Genomic DNA, 19,053 nt, shown 5'->3' with positions numbered 1-19,053 from the left:
ATTATAAAGTTTCACCCGTTTTTTTGTTGATTCTTACCTTCTTATCTCCTTCAGTTTTGTAACCTACTTTTACAGCTTTACCGTCTTTACCAACTAAAGCTACATTTGAGATATGAATAGAAGCTTCTCTTTCAACGATTCCTCCTTGAGGATTTGAAGCTGAAGGCTTAACGTGTTTCTTAATGATGTTAAGTCCTGCAACAATTACTCTAGGGTCTCTACCTTCTTTTTTGATCACTTCAATAACTTCACCAGTCTTACCTTTGATATCTTTCTTACCAGTAGTAATGATTACGTTATCTCCTCTTTTTATTTTTAACTTTGACATTTTCTTTTAAAAATTTTTAAAATTAAAGTACTTCAGGAGCTAATGAAATGATTTTCATATATTCTTTGTCTCTCAACTCACGAGCCACAGGTCCGAAAACACGTGTTCCTCTCATTTCTCCTGCTGCGTTTAGTAATACACAAGCGTTATCTTCGAATTTGATGTATGATCCATCTTTTCTTCTAACTGCTTTTTTAGTTCTTACTACTACAGCTTTAGATACCTGACCTTTTTTAGCATTCCCTGATGGTGTAGAATCTTTGATCGTAACTACGATTTTATCACCAACTGAAGCATATCTTCTTCTGGTTCCTCCCAGAACTCTGATAACCAATACTTCTTTAGCACCTGTGTTATCAGCAACTTTTAATCTTGATTCTGTTTGTAACATTACTTAGCTTTTTCAATGATTCTTACTAATCTCCATCTTTTACTCTTGCTCATTGGTCTAGTTTCTTGGATAAGAACTGTATCTCCTTCTGTGCATTCGTTGTTTTCGTCGTGTGCAGTATATTTTTTCGTTTTTAATACGAATTTACCGTACATCGGGTGTTTCACTCTAGTAGTCTCACTTACAACAATGGTCTTTTCCATTTTATTGCTGGAAACTATTCCGATTCTTTCTTTTCTTAAGTTTCTTTCCATAATGTATGAAAATCTTATTGTTGTTTAGTGGTTAACTCTGTATTTAGTCTTGCGATTGTCTTTCTCAAATCTCTGATTTGAATTGGATTTTCAAGAGGACTGATTTTGTGAGCTAATTTCATTTTAGAGAACTCAGCTTTAGCTTCAGTCAATTTAGCTTGAATATCTTCTGCGCTTAGATTTTTAATTTCAGCTTTTTTCATTGTATTCAAAGATTATAGAGGTTTAACAAAATCGTTCGCAACTACAAATTTGGTCACTACCGGTAATTTCTGAGCAGCAAGTCTTAAAGCTTCCTTAGCGATTTCGTAAGGTACACCACCAACTTCAAACATAATTTTACCTGGTTTTACTACAGCTACCCAATATTCCACAGCACCTTTACCTTTACCCATCCTTACTTCAGCTGGTTTTTTAGTAATTGGCTTATCCGGGAAAATTTTGATCCATAGTTGACCTTCTCTCTTCATATATCTTGTCGCAGCGATACGCGCAGCTTCAATCTGTCTTGCAGTGATCCAAGCTCCTTCTGTAGCTTTGATTCCGAAAGTTCCGTAAGCAAGTTGATTACCTCTCTGAGCAATCCCCTTCATCTTCATCTTATGAACTCTACGGAATTTGGTTCTTTTTGGTTGTAACATAATTTCTTAAATTTTAGATTTTAGAATTTAGATTTTAAAAAAGTAACGGTCATTTAAAAACTATCCTCTAAAATTTTATTAATTATTTTTTTTATCTCTTGAAGGTCTTCTGTTATCTCTGTCTCCTCTGTTTCCTCCTCCTGAAGGTCCTTTTTTCTGTTGTCCTACTAAAGGAGAAAGTTCTCTTTTACCATAAACTTCACCTTTCATAATCCAAACTTTAACCCCAAGTCTACCATAAGTAGTATGAGCCTCTGCAATGTGGTAATCGATATCAGCTCTGAAAGTAGATAAAGGAATTCTTCCGTCTTTGAAAGATTCGCTTCTTGCCATTTCAGCTCCGTTCAATCTACCAGAGATCTGAACTTTGATACCTTCTGCACCCATTCTCATTGTGCTAGCAATAGCCATTTTAACAGCTCTTCTGTAAGAAATTCTGTTTTCAATTTGCTTAGCAATGCTATCAGCAACTAATACTGCATCAAGCTCAGGTCTTTTGATTTCGAAAATGTTGATCTGAATATCCTTACCAGTCAATTTCTTCAACTCTTCTTTCAATTTATCAACTTCCTGACCTCCTTTCCCGATGATAAGTCCCGGTCTAGCAGTAGTAATAGTAACTGTAACTAATTTTAATGTTCTTTCAATAAAGATTTTTGAAATTCCACCTTTAGATAATCTAGCTTCAAGGTATCTTCTGATTTTATAGTCTTCAGCGATTCTGTCTCCATAATCGTTTCCACCAAACCAGTTAGAATCCCATCCTCTGATGATACCTAATCTGTTACCAATTGGATTTGTCTTCTGTCCCATACCTTGATTAATTTTCTTTATTACCTAAGATTAGTGTAACGTGGTTAGATCTTTTTCTGATTCTATGCCCTCTACCTTGTGGAGCTGGTCTTAGTCTCTTCAATTGTCTTGCACTATCCACGAATATTTCTTTAATGATAAGGTTAGCTTCTTCTATATCCGAACCTTCGTTTTTCGTCTGCCAGTTTGCCATAGCAGAAAGAAGTAATTTCTCTAACTTGTTAGATGCTTCTTTTTTAGAATATTTAAGGATATAAAGAGCTTTATCTACCTGCTCTCCTCTGATGATATCAGCAACTAATCTCATTTTTCTTGGAGAAGACGGGCAATTGTTTAATGAAGCCTTTACAACGTCTTTGTTAGCTTCTTTTCTTGCGATTGAACTATCTTGTTTTCTTGATCCCATGATTATCTGCTTCCTTTGTTTTTGTTACCACCATGACCTCTGAAAGATCTTGTTGGAGAAAATTCGCCTAACTTGTGACCAACCATGTTTTCTGTAACATATACAGGGATAAAAGATTTCCCGTTATGTACAGCAATAGTTTGTCCTACGAAGTCCGGAGAGATCATCGATGCTCTAGACCAAGTTTTGATAACTGTCTTCTTACCAGACTCTATATTTGCCTGAACCTTCTTATCTAAAGTATGATGAATGAACGGTCCTTTTTTAAGTGATCTTGCCATAATTATTTTCTTTTAGATACGATGTAACGGTTAGACACTTTGTTTTTCTTTCTAGTTTTGTAACCTTTAGCCGGTTTACCGTTTCTAGACCTTGGGTGACCTCCTGAAGAACGTCCTTCACCACCACCCATTGGGTGATCTACCGGGTTCATTACAACCGCTCTTGTTCTTGGTCTTCTACCTAACCATCTGCTTCTACCAGCTTTTCCTGATACTGTTAATTGGTGATCAGAGTTAGAAACAGATCCAATCATTGCATAACATTCAGTAAGGATCATTCTAGATTCTCCTGAAGGCAATTTGATGATTGCATATTTTCCGTCTCTTGAAGTTAATTGAGCTGAAGAACCAGCACTTCTTGCTAAAATAGCACCTTGTCCAGGCTTCATTTCAACACAAGAAATAACAGTACCTAATGGAATATTTTTCAATTTCATTGCGTTACCGATATTTGGCTCTACGCTTTCTCCTGCAATCACCTTTTGATCAACTTTAATACCGTTTGGAGCGATGATATATCTCTTCTCTCCATCTGCGTACTCTAATAAAGCGATAAATGCAGTTCTGTTTGGATCGTATTCTACAGATTTTACCGTTGCTTCAACATCATGTTTGTTTCTTTTGAAGTCGATAATTCTGTATTTCTTTTTGTGTCCACCTCCGGTGTAACGCATGGTCATTTTACCTGTTTGGTTACGTCCACCTGACTTTTTAATACCAACTGTTAGAGATTTCTCTGGTTTGTTGGTAGTAATTTCCTCAAAATTATTTACAATTCTGAATCTCTGTCCCGGGGTGATAGGTTTTAATTTTCTAACAGACATTACTATTATTTATAATTAATAATTAATTTACAGCAAAAATATCGATAACCTCACCTTCAGCAAGTTTGATTACCGCTTTTTTCAATTTGTTTGTCTTTCCTACTTGAAGACCTTTTTTAGTGTATTTCGAAGAAACCTTCGGAGCATAAATCATTGTGTTAACGTCTGCTACTTTTACACCGTAAGCTGCTTCAACAGCTTTTTTGATCTGGATTTTATTCGCCTTAGTATCCACTAAGAAAGAATAAGAACCTCTTAAATCTGTAAGGTAATTAGCCTTTTCTGAAATAACTGGTTTAATAATAATAGACATGACTTATTTCTTTAAATTTTCTTGGAATTTCTCGATAGCACCTTCTAAGAATACGATCTCACCTGCATTGATTAGGTCATAAGAACTAATTTCGTTATAAGCAAGAACTTTAGTCTTAGGTAGGTTTCTTGAAGATAAATAAACATTTTTGTTTGCTTCATCTAAGATGTAAAGAGATTTTTTACCTTCGAATCCTAAAGCGTTATTGATGTTGATAAACTCTTTAGTTTTAGGAGTTTCGAAATTGAAAGCCTCTAATACTTTAATACTGTTATCTCTCAATTTCTGAGATAAAACAGATTTTTTTTGCTAATCTCTTAAGAGCTTTATTCAATTTGAATCTGTAGTCTCTTGGCTTAGGTCCGAATACTCTACCTCCACCTCTGAATGTTGGAGATTTAATATCACCATATCTAGCAGATCCAGATCCTTTTTGCTTCTTAAGCTTTTTAGTAGAAGCCGTAATTTCGCTTCTTTCTTTTGATTTATGAGTACCTTGTCTCTGAGCGGCAAGATATTGCTTAACTTCTAAGTAAACCGCGTGCTGATTTGGCTCAATTCCGAATACTGTTTCGTCTAGAGTTACTTTTCTTCCGGTCTCTTTTCCTGATGTATTTAATACTACTAGTTCCATTTTCTGATAATTACATAAGAATTTTTAGCTCCCGGAACAGCACCTTTTACTACTAAAAGATTTTGTTCTTGATCCACTTTTAATACTTGAAGGTTTTGAACAGTTACCTGCTTACCTCCCATTCTTCCAGCCATTCTCATCCCTTTGAATACTCTTGAAGGGTCTGAACCAGCACCGATAGAACCTGGAGCTCTAAGTCTGTTGTGCTGACCATGAGTTGCCTGCATTACACCTCCAAATCCGTGTCTTTTAACAACACCCTGGAAGCCTTTACCTTTTGAAGTCCCTGTTACGTCAACATACTCACCTTCAGCGAATAAATCAACTTTTACTTCTTCTCCTACTTTTACTTCATCAACGAATTCTCTGTAGAATTCTACCAATTTAGCTTTAGGAGCAGAACCAGCCTTTTTAAAATGGCCAGCTAACGCTTTACCAACGTTCTTTTCACTCTTGTCATCGAAACCTAATTGAACTGACTTGTAACCGTCCTTTTCAATGGTTCTGACCTGTAAAACCGAGCATGGACCAGCTTGAATAACTGTACAAGGAATGTTTTTTCCTTCTTCGTTAAACAAAGACGTCATACCGATTTTTTTACCAATAATACCTGACATTGTTTATGTTATAATAAAATTTATCCTTTATTTATCCTCATTTTCAGCAAGCTAAAGTAATTTCCACGTTTGAGATGGGCATACTTTTCCCCTAAAATGAGTGTGCAAATTTATGGATAATTTTTAGATTGACAAATTTTTACAGCAAAATATTTTGATTTTTAGTAGTTTACAAAATAAATTACTTTTTAAGCCCGATTCTAACCAGAGCATAGAATATAGCACGGCTACTTCGTGATAACACTCAGACCTATTTCTTCGAGCCTCTTTTTATCCTCTTCCAGTATGCCATCATCGGTAATCAGATAATCTATTTTATCTAAAGAAGAAATCTTACCGAAGCCTTTTTTGTTTAGTTTGGATGAGTCCGCCAAAATCATCACTTTATCGGAACATTCTATCATTAATTGATTGAGATGTGCTTCAGCTGCATTGGAAGTACTGATTCCAAAATCCATATCAATGCCGTCTACCCCCAGGAATAATTTATTGCATGAAAACTGAGCAAGAATTGTTTCGGATATAGAACCCACGATCGATGTAGAACTTTTACGAACCTCACCCCCCAATTGTATAATATTTATATTAGGATTATTACATAACTCCAGTGCCACTCTCAGCGATGACGTAAGCACAGTAAGACGGCCGAAATTCACCAGCATCCTTGCCAGATAATGCATTGTAGTTCCTGAAGCCAGAATAATACAATCGTTTTCTTCTATAAGTTTCACTGCCACCTTGGCAATATTCTGCTTAGCCTCTACGTTAATATTCTCCTTTTCATCTACGTTCTTTTCATACGCATACCTCACATGCTTGCTTGCACCTCCATGATTTCGAAAAAGAAGACCCAAGCTTTCTAAATAGTTCAGATCCTTTCGAATGGTAACGGAAGAAACATTATACTTTTCGCATAATTCCTGCACGAGAACATAATCTTTCTTTTCCAGCTCCTGCAGTATCTCAGTATGCCTTGGTATTAATTTTTCCATTCTTTTTCTTTCCCCAAAGTTATTGTTTTTTTCCAAGAACATAAAATTTCACTTATTTTCTTTTTACTTTCATTTTTAATTACTAGCTTTGAATTCGAAACTTAACGAAACATTATGAAACGAAATGAAGAACTCAGCAAATTAACCACCGTAAAAGAATGGGACTTTTTAGTCATTGGTGGAGGAGCAAGCGGTTTAGGTTCGGCATTGGACGCAGTAAGCAGAGGGTTTAAAACATTACTGCTGGAATCTCACGATTTCGCGAAAGCTACTTCCAGCAGAAGTACAAAGCTGGTACACGGCGGCGTAAGATATTTGGCACAGGGAGATATAGGTTTGGTAAAAGAGGCATTGAAGGAAAGGGGATTGTTGGCTAAAAATGCAGCTCATGTGGTAAAAAATCAATCATTTATTATCCCTAATTATACATGGTGGGGAGGAATTTATTACAAAATAGGACTTTCGATTTACGATTTTCTGGCAGGGAAATTAAGCTTAGGTAAAACAAAATATATCAGCAAATCAAAAACAGTTGAAAAACTTCCGACGATTGAACAGAAAAATCTGGCAAGCGGGGTTGTATATCAGGACGGGCAGTTTGATGACGCGAGATTGGCTGTTAATTTAACCCAGACCATTATTGAAAAAGGAGGCACAGCAGTTAATTATGTTAAAGTAATTAACCTGATAAAAAACAGTTCCAATAAAGTAATCGGTGTAATTGCTGAAGATCAGTTTACCAAGCAGCAATTTGAAATCCACGCAAAAGTAGTCATCAATGCGACAGGAGTTTTCACGAATGATATTCTGAATATGAACAACCCGAAACATGGAAAATTCGTTGTTCCAAGCCAGGGTATTCATTTGGTACTGGATAAGTCCTTCTTGAAAAGTGACGACGCTATTATGATTCCGAAAACTTCTGACGGAAGAGTCTTGTTTGTCGTTCCATGGCACGACAGAGCACTTGTAGGAACAACCGATACATTATTGGAAAGCGAAAGTTTTGAGCCACGAGCATTGGAAGAAGAAATTAAGTTTGTTTTAAATACAGCAAGACAATATTTAGCAAAAAAACCTACTCGGGAAGATGTAAAATCTGTTTTTGCAGGACTTCGGCCGCTTGCCGCACCAAAGGATGGAAGCAAAAGCACAAAAGAAGTTTCGAGAAGCCATAAAGTAGTAACATCCGATACAGGATTGGTTTCCATCATCGGAGGAAAATGGACCACCTATCGAAAAATGGCAGAAGATACTATCGATGAAGCGATGAAAGTTCACCATCTGGGAACAACTACATCCAAAACAGAACATCTTTCGATTCATGGAAATGTAAAACCTGAAACGGTAGACAGAAGCAATCATTTGTATGTTTACGGATCAGACATTCCGGAAATCAAAAAACTACAGCAGAGCAATCCTGAATTTTCAGAAAAAATACATCCTGATCATCCATTCACAGTTGCTGAAGCAATTTGGGCAATCCGTCAGGAAATGGCAGAAACCATTGAGGACATCCTGGCCCGAAGAGTCCGTCTTTTATTTTTAGATGCAAGAGCAGCAATCGACAGTGCACATAAGATTGCTTCTATTATCGCAAAAGAAAACGGACATTCAGAGGAATGGGCTAATGAGCAGGAAAGAGAATTTATCGAATTGGCAAAGGGATACCTGTTAACTCCTTATTCGCCAAGATCCATTTAACCTAAATCAACGTCACAACATGAGTGAAAAGTTAATTCTCGCTCTGGACCAAGGCACAACTTCGTCAAGAGCCATTTTATTCAATCACAGCGGAGAAATAGAATTTGTTTCTCAGAAAAGTTTTGAACAGATATTTCCTACCCCGGGTTGGGTAGAGCATGACCCTAATGAAATCTGGTCTTCCCAAGTATCGGTAGCAGCAGAAGTTATCGCTAAAGCAGGTATCTCAGGGCTTGAGGTTGCAGCGATAGGGATTACAAACCAGCGCGAAACAACGGTCGTTTGGGACAGAGAAACAGGGGAACCCGTTTATAATGCTATCGTATGGCAGGACAGGAGAACATCAAAATACTGTGACTCGCTAAAAGAACAAGGGTATACAGACATGATCAAAGAAAAAACAGGTTTGGTTCTTGATGCTTATTTTTCAGCAACCAAAGTAAAGTGGATCCTTGATAATGTAGATGGAGCAAGAGAGCAGGCAGAAGCAGGAAAATTGTGTTTTGGAACTGTTGATACATGGCTGGTATGGAAGCTAACGCGTGGAAAAATGTTTATCACAGATGTTTCGAACGCAAGCAGAACAATGCTCCTAAACATCCAATCTTTGGAATGGGATGAAGATCTTTTAAAGTTATTTAATATTCCAAAAGCGATCCTTCCTGAAGTGAAACAAAGCAGTGAAGTTTATGGAGAAACCGCTACCACTTTATTCTCAACAAAAATCCCAATTGCAGGTATTGCCGGAGACCAGCAGGCAGCTTTGTTCGGACAAATGTGTACAACACCGGGAATGGTAAAAAATACATACGGTACAGGATGCTTTCTTTTGATGAACACAGGTAAAGAGGCCGTTCACTCTAAGAACAACTTGCTGACAACCGTTGCATGGAAGATAAACGGAGAAGTTAATTATGCACTGGAAGGCAGTGTTTTTGTGGGAGGGGCTGCAATTCAATGGGTAAGAGACGGGCTCAAATTAATTAACTCAGCTGACGAAATTAACAGTCTGGCCAAAACCGTCGAAGATAATGGAGGTGTTTATTTTGTACCGGCACTTACGGGTCTGGGAGCTCCATATTGGGATCAGTATGCAAGGGGAACTATTGTTGGAGTGACAAGAGGAACCACTAACGGACATATAGCCAGAGCTACTCTAGAAGGTATAGCATTCCAGGTATATGATATTGTAAAAGCGATGGAGGCAGATTCCGGAACTGGTAGTTTAGAGCTAAGAGTTGATGGTGGTGCTTCCAATAGTGACTTACTAATGCAAATCCAGTCTGATCTATTCGGTTTCAAGATTACACGACCAAGAACTTTAGAAACAACAGCGCTGGGTGCTGCCTATCTTGCCGGACTTGCTGTAGGTTATTGGAAAAATATTGACGAAATTCAATCTCAATGGATCGTGGATAAAGACTTCCACCCTCAGCTTGAGAAAGAAAAAGCCGACAAGATGATCCACTTCTGGCACAAAGCAGTAAAGCGTTCTCAAGATTGGATTGAAGATTAATTTCCACTAAATAAAAATAAACTATGACTCCATTTATAGCAGAAATCATCGGAACAATGCTTATGATCCTACTCGGAAACGGTGTAGTGGCCAACGTTGTTTTAAAGGATACAAAAGGAAACAATTCCGGTTGGATTGTAATTACCACAGCCTGGGCACTTGCAGTTTTCGTTGGGGTAACGGTTGCAGGGCCAGTGAGTGGCGCTCATCTGAACCCTGCCGTAACGTTAGGCCTGGCTATCGCGGGAAAATTTTCATGGGATCTGGTTCCCACATATATCGCCGGAGAAATGATTGGCGCCATGTTAGGTGCTTTTCTTGTCTGGCTATTTAATAAGGATCACTTTGCCATTACCGAAGATGAAGGCGCAAAATTAGCATGTTTCAGCACAGGTCCGGCAATAAGAAAGCCGGTTTCGAATCTTATCAGTGAAATTATAGGAACGTTTGTGCTTGTTTTTGTGATCTTCCATTTTGCCGATCCAAGCCTCACTTTGGGTAATGATCCGACCGCTAAGATCGGACTGGGGACTGTTGGTGCTCTACCTGTTACCTTACTTGTTTGGGCTATTGGCTTATCATTAGGAGGAACTACAGGTTATGCCATTAATCCTGCCCGTGACCTTGGACCAAGGATTATGCACGCTATTCTTCCGGTAAAAGGAAGCAGTGATTGGGGATATGCATGGATTCCTATTGCAGGACCAGTGCTAGGAGCAGCCCTTGCGGCTTTATTGCATCTCGCTTTAAGTTAATCAAAGAAAGTTTACAGTATGAAAAAACTACTTTTTATATGCCTGATTATTTTAGGTACAGGGAGTCTCTTTGCCCAGGAGGACACAGAAGTCAAGGATGACGGTCGCCTGGATTTCACTGCTAACATCCAGAATAACCACTTGTGGAGAGGCTTGATCATTACAGATAAGCCCGTGGTAATGGGAAACCTTTCTTACGCTTTGGATAAAGAAAAAAAATGGAAAGTGGGAATATGGGGAGCATCCGCTTTAACCGACGACAAGGATGGCACGCATTATAAAGAGATCAATTATTATGTTCAGTATTCTGACGGACGGCTTTATATTGGGTTATGGGACTTATTTAACTCCAGAAACATCAATACTGCAGTAGCTTCGGATGACATCTTTAATTATTCAAACAGAAGAACCGCCCATATTATTGATCTGAGAACAAATTACACCTTCGGTCCTTCGTTCCCTTTAAACATTGAAGCAGACATCATGCTTTATGGAGGTGCTAATGCGGGAGAAGTTGTTTTGAAACCGGACGGGAGCTATAAAAAGAATAAATATTCCACGTATGTTCAGGTAAGCTATCCTGTTATTGCCCATCAAAAAGTAAATCTGGATGCATTTGTTGGTGGAGGCTTTGCCTTCAATGACAGCACATTTTTATATGGTAATGGAAAAAACAGTTTTGATATCGTAAATGTAGGTATCAAAGCCAGCAAAGCTTTAAAGATAACGGAACATTATACCCTTCCCGTATCAATGATGGCCATGTGGAATCCATCAAATAAATATGCAAGGATTCAGCTGGCAGCAACCGTATTTTAAAAAAATCAACATTATAAGAGGTCCATTCCGGTCACAACCGGAATGGGCTTTTTTACATATATCATTGATATCCTTAAGACAAAGTAAATACCGTGTTTTTACGGTGTAATTCTTGCATAAATCTTTTTACATTTGATCAAAAAAATGAAAAAGATATTCTGCGTGCTTATCCTCTGCATCGCAACCCTTTCCTTTTCACAATCTAAAGTTCCGTTTACTGGAAAAAGATCTTTCAATATAATAGAAGGATACAGCGGAACCGGCACACCAGCCTATTATCTTGATGTAAAAAAGAACGGCGATGTTTATTTTGGCTATGTACAGGTAAATCAGGCTAGCGGAGAAGAAACCAGTGAAGAAATAAATGCAGGGAAATACACCCCTCAGGTCATGAAGGTCCAGTTCAAAAAGTACAATGAAACTTTCTATGTAAAGTTTGATAAAGAAAAAATATACCTTACTGATGAAAAGGGAAATATTCAGAAATCTGAGGATTGCTGTTCTGCGATGGAAAATGATAAAGAAAGTTGTACCTGTGAAAGCGCTTTTTACCAATAATGAAAATAATTAAGTTTTTAGTCATTCTTATTTTGCTTGTTTCATGCAGCGAAAGAGAGAAACATCCGTACACGTTTTATTACTGGAAAACAAAATTGTCTTTAGACAATGAAGAGAAAAAAGCATTAGATAAAACAACCGTCCCGATTCTTTACACAAGGTTCTTTGACATCAATAAAGTAAACGGTAGATTTCAGCCTTTAGCCGTCATCACCAAAGACGAAAGTTTCGAGACAGACAAACAAATTGTCCCTACCGTATTTATCACCAACCAGACTTTTGTTAATATTTCAGGGGAGGAAATACACTTCCTTGCAGAAAGCATACATCATTTAATTGACAAAAAGAGTAAAGAATATAAGCTGAAGACCAATCATGAAATTCAGATTGATTGTGACTGGACAGCCGGAACACGTGACGATTATTTCGCGTTTTTAAAAGAACTTCACAAAATTTCCGGGAAAGACATTGACTGTACGCTTCGGCTTCATCAGGTAAAAGATAAAGCAATAATGGGAATCCCTCCTGTAAAAAAAAGTATTCCTGATGTGCTACTCCACCTCTTCTCCTTTGGAAACATCTGATAAGAATTCAATTCTGGATGTTAATATCCTTAAAAGCTATCTTTCAAAATTGGAAGATTATCCAATCAAGGAAATTGAAGTGGCTTTACCTATTTACTCGTGGGGAATTGTTACCAATCATTTAGGAAGACACAAGCTCATCAATGCTTTATCACAAAATGACCTGAAAAATCCTAATTTTAAAAAGATTTCAGATCATGAAATTGAAATTCAAAAAGATGGATTTTACTTTGGAAATTACCTGAATAAAGGATTTACGATAAAAGTTGAGGAAATTACAAACGACCAGCTCAGAGATGTCATTGCTTTTTTAGATAAAAAAATACCGTTGTTTAATATCGTTTATTATCAATTAGATACTAAATTTGTTGTGAACCAAAATTTCAAACTGATGTCTAAATTCCAGAGTGATTTTTAACATCATAGAATACAATAAAACACAACGCAAAAAATACTACATACCCATGAAAAAGTATATTCTCACAATTGCAGTCTTTTCACTTTTTTATACAAAATCAGAAGCTTGCGCCTGGTCAGATCCGGATTATGAGTATTTTAATCTTTTTACCCAAAGTATTATCAAGGATAAATCATATCTGCCATTTCTGCACAGTTATTCAACAAGATTTTATACTGACTTTAAACCAGGTCAGATTCCGGATGAAAATATTGGGACATGGAGGAAATTCTTTGGCAATCAGCTGAGCTATCAGGAAACCAATTATCTGGTAAATAATATAAGCCTTAATGAGCTTAATGAGCTCAAAAAAGGAAATCCGGGTAATCAACTATTGAAAAAACTGGGAACAGGTTTCTATCAGAAATATCGCGAAGGAATTGATTACTTAATTGAAGCTAAATATCTTGAGCCTTATATGAGGATCAATTTTATTGAAAATCCTGATTCTTATTTTTACAACGGCCCTCAAAGTGATAAAAATGCAACCAACCTTGATTATAACAAAACTATTTCAGCATTAACTTCTTTATATAATGCTGCAAAAAATCCTGAGATAAAACAGCGATACGGTTACCAACTGGTCCGTTTCAATCATTATACCAGAAATTATGACGCTGCACTTCAGGCTTTCAGAACCTATATTGAGCCGATCAAGTTAAAAGGAGTTCCTTACTTTATGGCTCTTGACCAATTAGCCGGCGCACAAAGAGGTATGAAGATGAACAGTGATGCCAACTGGAACTTCTTTCAGGTTTTCATGAATAGTGATAGCCGTAAAGAGTCTGCTTTTGTTTCTATGAAACTTTCTGATACCGCATCTTTTAATAACATTTTAAAAAGAGCAGGTACTCCGAATGAAAAGAATATGGCTTATTTTCTTTTGGGATATGAAGATTTCACCAATCCTATTCCTATAATGGAGAAGATGTACGATATTGATCCTAATTCGGAAATTCTGAAAGTAATGGCGGTAAGAAGTATCAATGAACTGGAAAGAGCTTATCTTCCTACTTATTATTATTCTGACGACACAGATAACGCAACCGTTCAAAAAGAAAACTCAAGTACATCTGCTGATTCTCAGAAAAAAGAATCTCCGGAAGTAAAAGAAAAAAAAACTTTCATTCTGGCAGAAGATTATCCGGTTCTTTAAAAACCTGTTCGGAGGGTCTAAATCGGATAAGACAGCTGACGGAAAAGCAGATCAAAGTGATGATGAGCTATTAGATAATCCTAATCGAATTCCTTTCCACACAAAAAATCAAAGTTTTTGGTATGGAGATAGCAAGCAGATAGATTATCTTAATGATCTTGAAAAATTTACCTCAAAAACCAAAGAGAAATCTAAGGATGAATATTGGCAGATTGCAGATGCATACCTTAAATTTTTAAAAAAAGACTACAAAGCAAGTACTGAAATTCTGGAAGATATTAAAACAACCAATCCTGAATATCTTGAAGAGATCAAAAGGATGAAGGTCTTAAATGATATTGTTTCCCAACCGAAGATTACTTCCGATTACGAAGATCATCTAATGAAAGATTATCCGGAATATTTCATCGAAAAAGAAGTGAAGTCAGACAGTACAAATTCTGATTATGACAATTATTACGGTCCTGTTCCATCTACTGCATCATTCCTTAAGGACGTTTTAGCTAACCGATATTTCCTTCAGGGAGAGGATGGGAAATCATTCCTAATGAGCAATAAGCTTTCTGATCTCCAATATAATCCTAATTCAAGTTTGGTTAAAAGTGTAGAGGACTTTTACAGGAAGCCTAATAAAAATCAATTCGAGCAGCAGATCATTGCCAAAAATATGGACGATGTAGGAAATATTGAGGCATTCTTCAGTGTAATTTATGGCGACCGGGCGATGAGAGTTGCCGATTTTGAAAAAGCAAAATCATATTATCAGAAAGCGCAGGACTTTGTAGGAATTCCTAGGATCAATTATGACTGGGTTTCCAGTGAACAACCAAAAGTTCCTCATCAATATGCTAAAGACGAATACAATGGTTTCAGAAATATCCCGGATTATGTTTTTGGCCATAATGTATGGGAAAGCTTCGAAAGTGATGCAGCCACCAGCATGGAAAACGAAGACTACACTCAATTTCCTTTCATAAAGACCATGATGAATAAGCTTGAATTAGCAGATGCTGCTATAGAGCTTAAGAAAATTGGTAACGGAAAAGATGAAAAAGCTGCTAAAGCGAGCCAGCTTATTGGTAATTTATTGTATAATACTTCTATTCTTGGTTATTACCGACAGCTGTTCGTAATGGATGTAAATAATAGTAATGGTGGCAAATATGATTTCTGGAATACAGATAAGAAAACACCATATCAATATTATTATAAAAATTTCCTTGACAGATCTTACATTGAACCGGATAATTTTGATCTGGCTATCAATTATTATAAAAAAGCACTGGCCCTTTCAGGGAATAAGGAAGAAAAAGCGAGAATCTTATTCCAGATGGCTAGTGCAGAGCAAGGAAAATACTATCAATACGAAGCAAAAAATCCATCAAAGATAAGCTACTCCGATCCTCAATATTCTGAGAAAAGCGATGCCTATCAAAAGCAACTGGACAATATAAAGAATGAAAAGTTCCGAACCTATTTTGCTTTATTAAAAACCCAGTATTCTGATACGGAAACTACCAAAAATCTAATGGGAAGCTGTTCTTATTTTAGTTACTTCATGAAATAGAACAATCGCTTTCGGTCTGAAATAAAAAAAGGAATCACTATGATTCCTTTTTTTGTTTTTCCAACCATTCCTCATGTTTCTTTTTAAACAGATCATGCTTGTAGCTTTGATTTCTTTTAGCCGCATCAATAGAATGAGAAGTATGGATATCCACATCATCTTGAGCAAAGTCAGCTAATTTCTCATAATAGGTATGCAGCTGATCCAATTCTTTTTCGGATAAGTCTTCTATATCTACAATCCGGTTACTCGCTTTTTCATGGGCTGCGATCAGCTCATTTAGTTTAATCTGTATAGCTTTAGAATCTTTATTCTGGGATTTCTGAATAAGAAATACCATCAAAAAAGTAATAATCGTTGTTCCTGTATTGATCACCAGCTGCCAGGTTTCAGAATAATGAAATACAGGTCCGGAAAGAGCCCAGATTACAACAATAGCAGTAGCTCCAATAAAAGCATGGGAACTTCCTGTAAATTTGGTTGCCCAATCTGAAAACTTTTCAAAAAAATTATTATCCTTATGACTCATAGTGATTATTGTTTTAAATAATAAATGTATTAAATAATATTATTTTTTAAGCAAAAAAAACTTAAAACAATAAACATAGTGATGTGTCTAAAGTTCCACAGATCAATTAGAATTTATAATTTACTTGCACTGCAAAATTCCGGGGTTGGATCTGATCAATATATCCACCTCTGAAATACGAATTGTAGCCTACAGTATCAAAAATATTATTGAGAAAGACTCTTAATCCCAATCCTCTTTTAAATGAATATCCTATCTGCGCATCAACTGTTGTATACTGAGGCATATTAAAAGGCTTTTCACCAAGCTGAGTCCCATTGATATGACCATTTGCAGCATTAGAATATTTTTGTTTATAATCATCTACAGGTCTTGTACCAACGTAATAAATCCCAGCGCCCACGTCAAGACCTTCCAGGGCTCCGGTATTAAATTTATAATTCAACCATGCGTTGGCCGAATTCTTTGGAGTATTAATAGGGGCAGAACCATTCACAAATGAAGGGCTGTCCCTGTATTGTGCATCTACATAAGCCCAACCCGTCATAACCTGAAGATTAGGAAGGATTTTACCTATTAATTCAACTTCGATTCCTTTTCTTTTTAGCTCTCCTGCCAATGCATAGGTCCCAGTTCTGTTTCCATCAGTTAAAATTTCATATGAGAGGTTGTCTGTATTAATATTGAACAATGTAACATTGAACCTTAACCTTTCACTAAGCCAGTCGGATTTGATCCCTGCTTCCCATTGTTTGGTTGTGGATGCTCCTACTGTCCCACCTCCGATCAGTACATTATTTGCAGTTCTTAAAGAAGTTGTACTAGTATATGAACCAAAAATATTCATATTTTCGACAGGCGAAATCATTAACCCTAATGATGGATTCCATGCATAGCCCGGATTTTTATCCGATCCATTTAATCGGCTATAACGAATACCTAAATGAGCTTTGATGTATTTATTGAATGTGATAACATCCTGGGCCATTAATCCTAATGTCGGAGTAACAGTATTGATGATAGCATCTTTCTTTGCCAGTTCAAAATTGTTGACATCAATAGAAGCGGGAAGAATATTATTAATTTCATTAAGAACATTGATCCGGTCAACATCTTTACTCTGATAAGAGGTCGTTGTAACATTCGATTCTTTCCAATCAAAACCTACCTGGAAAGTATGTTTCATAAATCCTGTCATTACATCAGATCCGATAAAATCAAACTGAAAAACCTTGTTTAGATCCTCTCTTCCTGATTTCGTTAAACTTCTATCTCTTATTTCATTTGGGTTCTTTGAATCGACAGGAGATAAAGCTGCACCTACAATGTCCGACTGATAAGAAGAGCTCATTAATGCAGCTCTTACTTTCAATTTGTTGGTCAGTTTTCTAGTAGCCGTTGTAGAAAAGTTGAATGTTTCCATCTTTGCATTATCTGTAGAAAACCCAAGAAATTTTCTACCCGGCATTCTGTATATAGCTTCAACATCACCTTTTGCAAGATTTACGGTCCCTCTATCCGGCGTAGTATTGTTATGCATATAATCCATTTCTACCACGATTTCCGTTTTATCATCAGGTCGAATAGCTATGGATGGATTTACATAGATCCGATCCGTATGAATAAATCTTCTGAAACTATTATTATCCTGATATGCTGCATTTAATCTTACGGCAATCCTACCATCAGAATCCAATACCCTTTGAAAATCTATTGTTGGTCTGTAAAAATCCCAGCTACCATACCTAAACCCTATATTTGTTTCATCAATAAATTTAGGAACTTTAGTAACCACATTGATCACACCTCCTGCGGAACCTAACCCATCGCCAATTCCCTGAGTAACTGCTGCTGAGCCTTTGATCACCTGAATACTCTCTACTCCCTGCATATCCGTAAGCATTGCTCCGGTCCTGAAATCTGAATCCATCTGAACACCATTCTTTAAAACAGGAACTCCTCTGTATCCTCTAATTGACATACTTTCTCTCGTTCCCCCATAACTTCCAAACTGGGTTACCCCCGGTATATTCTTTGCAACATCCGTCACCGTAAGCCCTCCCAGGTTTTCTATCACTTTATAAGATATAACAGAAATACTTTGGATCTGATCCCTCGTTTTTAAGGGTAATCTTGTTATGACTTCTAAGCCTTCCGGTTGTTTTTTTTCTTTCTCCGAATAATTCTACTTCTTCGATTGTGTTTTCTTTTCTAATGCTATCATTTACTTTTTGTCCACTGACAAAACCAATCCCTAACACTACTAAAGAAAAAGATACTGTTCTTTTCATCTCTTATTTTTTGCAAAAATATTATTTTTATTAATTCTAAATAAATTAATACTGGTGATATATGTCATTGCAAAGAATTACTCTTTGTAATTTTATTACCTCTCAGTTTAATTCGCAAAAAATTCTACAAACATAAAGTTCAATATTTACCAAATAAAAAAAAAGGTCAATCGTTCTCAACAGACTCCTCTACTTCTTACGGTTCCTCATCCAAATACCATTGAAATCTTTCTTATTGATACATAAAAAAATCCGCCCCTTTTACAGAGGCGGATTCTATAATCATTGCAAAGTATGCAATTATCACACTTTAATTTCTACGTCAACACCGCTTGGTAACTCTAATTTCATTAGAGCATCAACAGTTTTAGAAGAAGAAGAGTAGATATCCATCAATCTCTTGTGAGCTGATAATTGGAACTGCTCTCTTGCTTTTTTGTTAACGTGTGGAGATCTCAACACCGTGAAGATTCTCTTGTTAGTTGGTAATGGAATAGGTCCGTTTACAACAGCCCCGGTAGCCTTTACCGTTTTTACGATTTTCTCAGCAGACTTGTCTACCAAGTTGTAATCGTAAGATTTTAGTTTTATTCTGATTCTTTGTGACATTTCTTTAATTTAAA

General features: G+C 36.7%; 25 protein-coding genes and 1 pseudogene. 9 read left to right on the top strand and 17 right to left on the bottom strand.

All coding sequences use genetic code 11. The features are described 5' to 3' along the window. Position 1: 1 nt before the first annotated feature. The 13 genes and pseudogenes from rplX to ACJ5H0_RS14590 form a co-directional block, all read right to left on the bottom strand. Positions 2-328, bottom strand: a complete 327-nt coding sequence (gene rplX, locus ACJ5H0_RS14650) for a 50S ribosomal protein L24 (protein WP_172284531.1) — start codon at positions 326-328, stop codon at positions 2-4. A 22-nt stretch (positions 329-350) separates the two neighbouring features. Beyond that, positions 351-719, bottom strand: coding sequence for a 50S ribosomal protein L14 (rplN, locus tag ACJ5H0_RS14645; protein WP_007839504.1), 369 nt, complete (start codon positions 717-719; stop codon positions 351-353). Continuing rightward, the gene (gene rpsQ / locus ACJ5H0_RS14640) at positions 719-976 is read right to left on the bottom strand and encodes a 30S ribosomal protein S17 (protein ID WP_052186088.1); all 258 of its coding nucleotides are present in this window, start codon (positions 974-976) and stop codon (positions 719-721) included. Before rpsQ ends, rplN begins: the two co-directional genes overlap by 1 nt. Positions 977-987: 11 nt before the next feature. Then, positions 988-1,176, bottom strand: a complete 189-nt coding sequence (rpmC, locus tag ACJ5H0_RS14635; RefSeq protein ID WP_172284533.1) for a 50S ribosomal protein L29 — start codon at positions 1,174-1,176, stop codon at positions 988-990. A gap of 12 nt (positions 1,177-1,188) precedes the next feature. Continuing rightward, positions 1,189-1,614: a 50S ribosomal protein L16 gene (rplP, locus tag ACJ5H0_RS14630; RefSeq protein ID WP_172284535.1), complete on the bottom strand. Its 426-nt coding sequence runs from the start codon at positions 1,612-1,614 to the stop codon at positions 1,189-1,191. A 78-nt stretch (positions 1,615-1,692) separates the two neighbouring features. Next, entirely contained in the window at positions 1,693-2,427 is a 735-nt protein-coding gene (gene rpsC / locus ACJ5H0_RS14625) for a 30S ribosomal protein S3 (RefSeq protein ID WP_172284536.1), read from the bottom strand. Between the two features lie 7 nt (positions 2,428-2,434). Then, positions 2,435-2,833, bottom strand: coding sequence for a 50S ribosomal protein L22 (rplV, locus tag ACJ5H0_RS14620; protein WP_172284538.1), 399 nt, complete (start codon positions 2,831-2,833; stop codon positions 2,435-2,437). Positions 2,834-2,835: 2 nt separating this feature from the next. Further along, positions 2,836-3,114 (bottom strand): 30S ribosomal protein S19, encoded by a 279-nt coding sequence (gene rpsS / locus ACJ5H0_RS14615; RefSeq protein WP_002983209.1) that lies wholly within the window; start codon positions 3,112-3,114, stop codon positions 2,836-2,838. 2 nt (positions 3,115-3,116) lie between these two features. Continuing rightward, a complete protein-coding gene (rplB, locus tag ACJ5H0_RS14610; protein ID WP_172284540.1) occupies positions 3,117-3,938 on the bottom strand; it encodes a 50S ribosomal protein L2 in 822 nt (273 codons plus the stop codon). A gap of 22 nt (positions 3,939-3,960) precedes the next feature. Next, the gene (gene rplW, locus ACJ5H0_RS14605) at positions 3,961-4,251 is read right to left on the bottom strand and encodes a 50S ribosomal protein L23 (protein ID WP_042720941.1); all 291 of its coding nucleotides are present in this window, start codon (positions 4,249-4,251) and stop codon (positions 3,961-3,963) included. A 3-nt stretch (positions 4,252-4,254) separates the two neighbouring features. Next, positions 4,255-4,885: pseudogene (gene rplD / locus ACJ5H0_RS14600) on the bottom strand (50S ribosomal protein L4). After that, entirely contained in the window at positions 4,876-5,502 is a 627-nt protein-coding gene (rplC, locus tag ACJ5H0_RS14595; RefSeq protein WP_007839520.1) for a 50S ribosomal protein L3, read from the bottom strand. The pseudogene rplD and the gene rplC overlap by 10 nt, the downstream one beginning before the upstream one ends. 227 nt (positions 5,503-5,729) lie before the next feature. Next, on the bottom strand, positions 5,730-6,494 hold the full coding sequence (locus tag ACJ5H0_RS14590) for a DeoR/GlpR family DNA-binding transcription regulator (protein ID WP_411250039.1): 765 nt from the start codon (positions 6,492-6,494) through the stop codon (positions 5,730-5,732). A gap of 114 nt (positions 6,495-6,608) precedes the next feature. Between ACJ5H0_RS14590 and ACJ5H0_RS14585 the strand changes: the two genes are divergently transcribed. The 9 genes from ACJ5H0_RS14585 to ACJ5H0_RS14545 all read left to right on the top strand — a co-directional run bounded on the left by ACJ5H0_RS14585 (position 6,609) and on the right by ACJ5H0_RS14545 (position 15,610). Continuing rightward, complete coding sequence (locus ACJ5H0_RS14585) at positions 6,609-8,198, top strand: glycerol-3-phosphate dehydrogenase/oxidase (protein ID WP_273650546.1); 1,590 nt, start codon at positions 6,609-6,611, stop codon at positions 8,196-8,198. A gap of 19 nt (positions 8,199-8,217) precedes the next feature. Then, entirely contained in the window at positions 8,218-9,714 is a 1,497-nt protein-coding gene (glpK, locus tag ACJ5H0_RS14580; protein ID WP_411250038.1) for a glycerol kinase GlpK, read from the top strand. 23 nt (positions 9,715-9,737) lie between these two features. Then, positions 9,738-10,469 (top strand): MIP/aquaporin family protein, encoded by a 732-nt coding sequence (locus tag ACJ5H0_RS14575; RefSeq protein WP_411250037.1) that lies wholly within the window; start codon positions 9,738-9,740, stop codon positions 10,467-10,469. 18 nt (positions 10,470-10,487) lie between these two features. Further along, positions 10,488-11,288, top strand: coding sequence for a hypothetical protein (locus tag ACJ5H0_RS14570; RefSeq protein WP_411250036.1), 801 nt, complete (start codon positions 10,488-10,490; stop codon positions 11,286-11,288). Between the two features lie 144 nt (positions 11,289-11,432). Next, the gene (locus ACJ5H0_RS14565) at positions 11,433-11,846 is read left to right on the top strand and encodes a hypothetical protein (protein ID WP_172284554.1); all 414 of its coding nucleotides are present in this window, start codon (positions 11,433-11,435) and stop codon (positions 11,844-11,846) included. Next, positions 11,846-12,430, top strand: coding sequence for a hypothetical protein (locus ACJ5H0_RS14560; protein ID WP_411250035.1), 585 nt, complete (start codon positions 11,846-11,848; stop codon positions 12,428-12,430). The genes ACJ5H0_RS14565 and ACJ5H0_RS14560 overlap by 1 nt, the downstream gene beginning before the upstream one ends. Beyond that, on the top strand, positions 12,393-12,848 hold the full coding sequence (locus ACJ5H0_RS14555) for a hypothetical protein (protein WP_411250034.1): 456 nt from the start codon (positions 12,393-12,395) through the stop codon (positions 12,846-12,848). Before ACJ5H0_RS14560 ends, ACJ5H0_RS14555 begins: the two co-directional genes overlap by 38 nt. Before the next feature lie 46 nt (positions 12,849-12,894). Continuing rightward, positions 12,895-14,043, top strand: a complete 1,149-nt coding sequence (locus tag ACJ5H0_RS14550) for a hypothetical protein (RefSeq protein WP_411250033.1) — start codon at positions 12,895-12,897, stop codon at positions 14,041-14,043. Between the two features lie 319 nt (positions 14,044-14,362). Continuing rightward, on the top strand, positions 14,363-15,610 hold the full coding sequence (locus tag ACJ5H0_RS14545; RefSeq protein ID WP_411250032.1) for a hypothetical protein: 1,248 nt from the start codon (positions 14,363-14,365) through the stop codon (positions 15,608-15,610). A gap of 37 nt (positions 15,611-15,647) precedes the next feature. Here the strand turns inward: ACJ5H0_RS14545 and ACJ5H0_RS14540 are convergent, their stop codons facing one another. From ACJ5H0_RS14540 to rpsJ, 4 genes are all read right to left on the bottom strand, one after another. Further along, positions 15,648-16,139: a low affinity iron permease family protein gene (locus tag ACJ5H0_RS14540; RefSeq protein ID WP_172284560.1), complete on the bottom strand. Its 492-nt coding sequence runs from the start codon at positions 16,137-16,139 to the stop codon at positions 15,648-15,650. A gap of 106 nt (positions 16,140-16,245) precedes the next feature. Next, positions 16,246-18,216 (bottom strand): TonB-dependent siderophore receptor, encoded by a 1,971-nt coding sequence (locus ACJ5H0_RS14535; protein WP_411250031.1) that lies wholly within the window; start codon positions 18,214-18,216, stop codon positions 16,246-16,248. 1 nt (position 18,217) lies between these two features. Continuing rightward, positions 18,218-18,430, bottom strand: coding sequence for a hypothetical protein (locus ACJ5H0_RS14530; RefSeq protein WP_411250030.1), 213 nt, complete (start codon positions 18,428-18,430; stop codon positions 18,218-18,220). Positions 18,431-18,733: 303 nt separating this feature from the next. After that, entirely contained in the window at positions 18,734-19,039 is a 306-nt protein-coding gene (rpsJ, locus tag ACJ5H0_RS14525) for a 30S ribosomal protein S10 (protein ID WP_002661363.1), read from the bottom strand. Positions 19,040-19,053 lie beyond the last annotated feature (14 nt).

This window comes from Chryseobacterium proteolyticum, assembly GCF_046591535.1.
GTDB lineage: Bacteria > Bacteroidota > Bacteroidia > Flavobacteriales > Weeksellaceae > Chryseobacterium > Chryseobacterium proteolyticum.
Note: the sequence above shows the minus strand (reverse complement) of the source record. Positions and strands in the feature narration are given on the sequence as shown.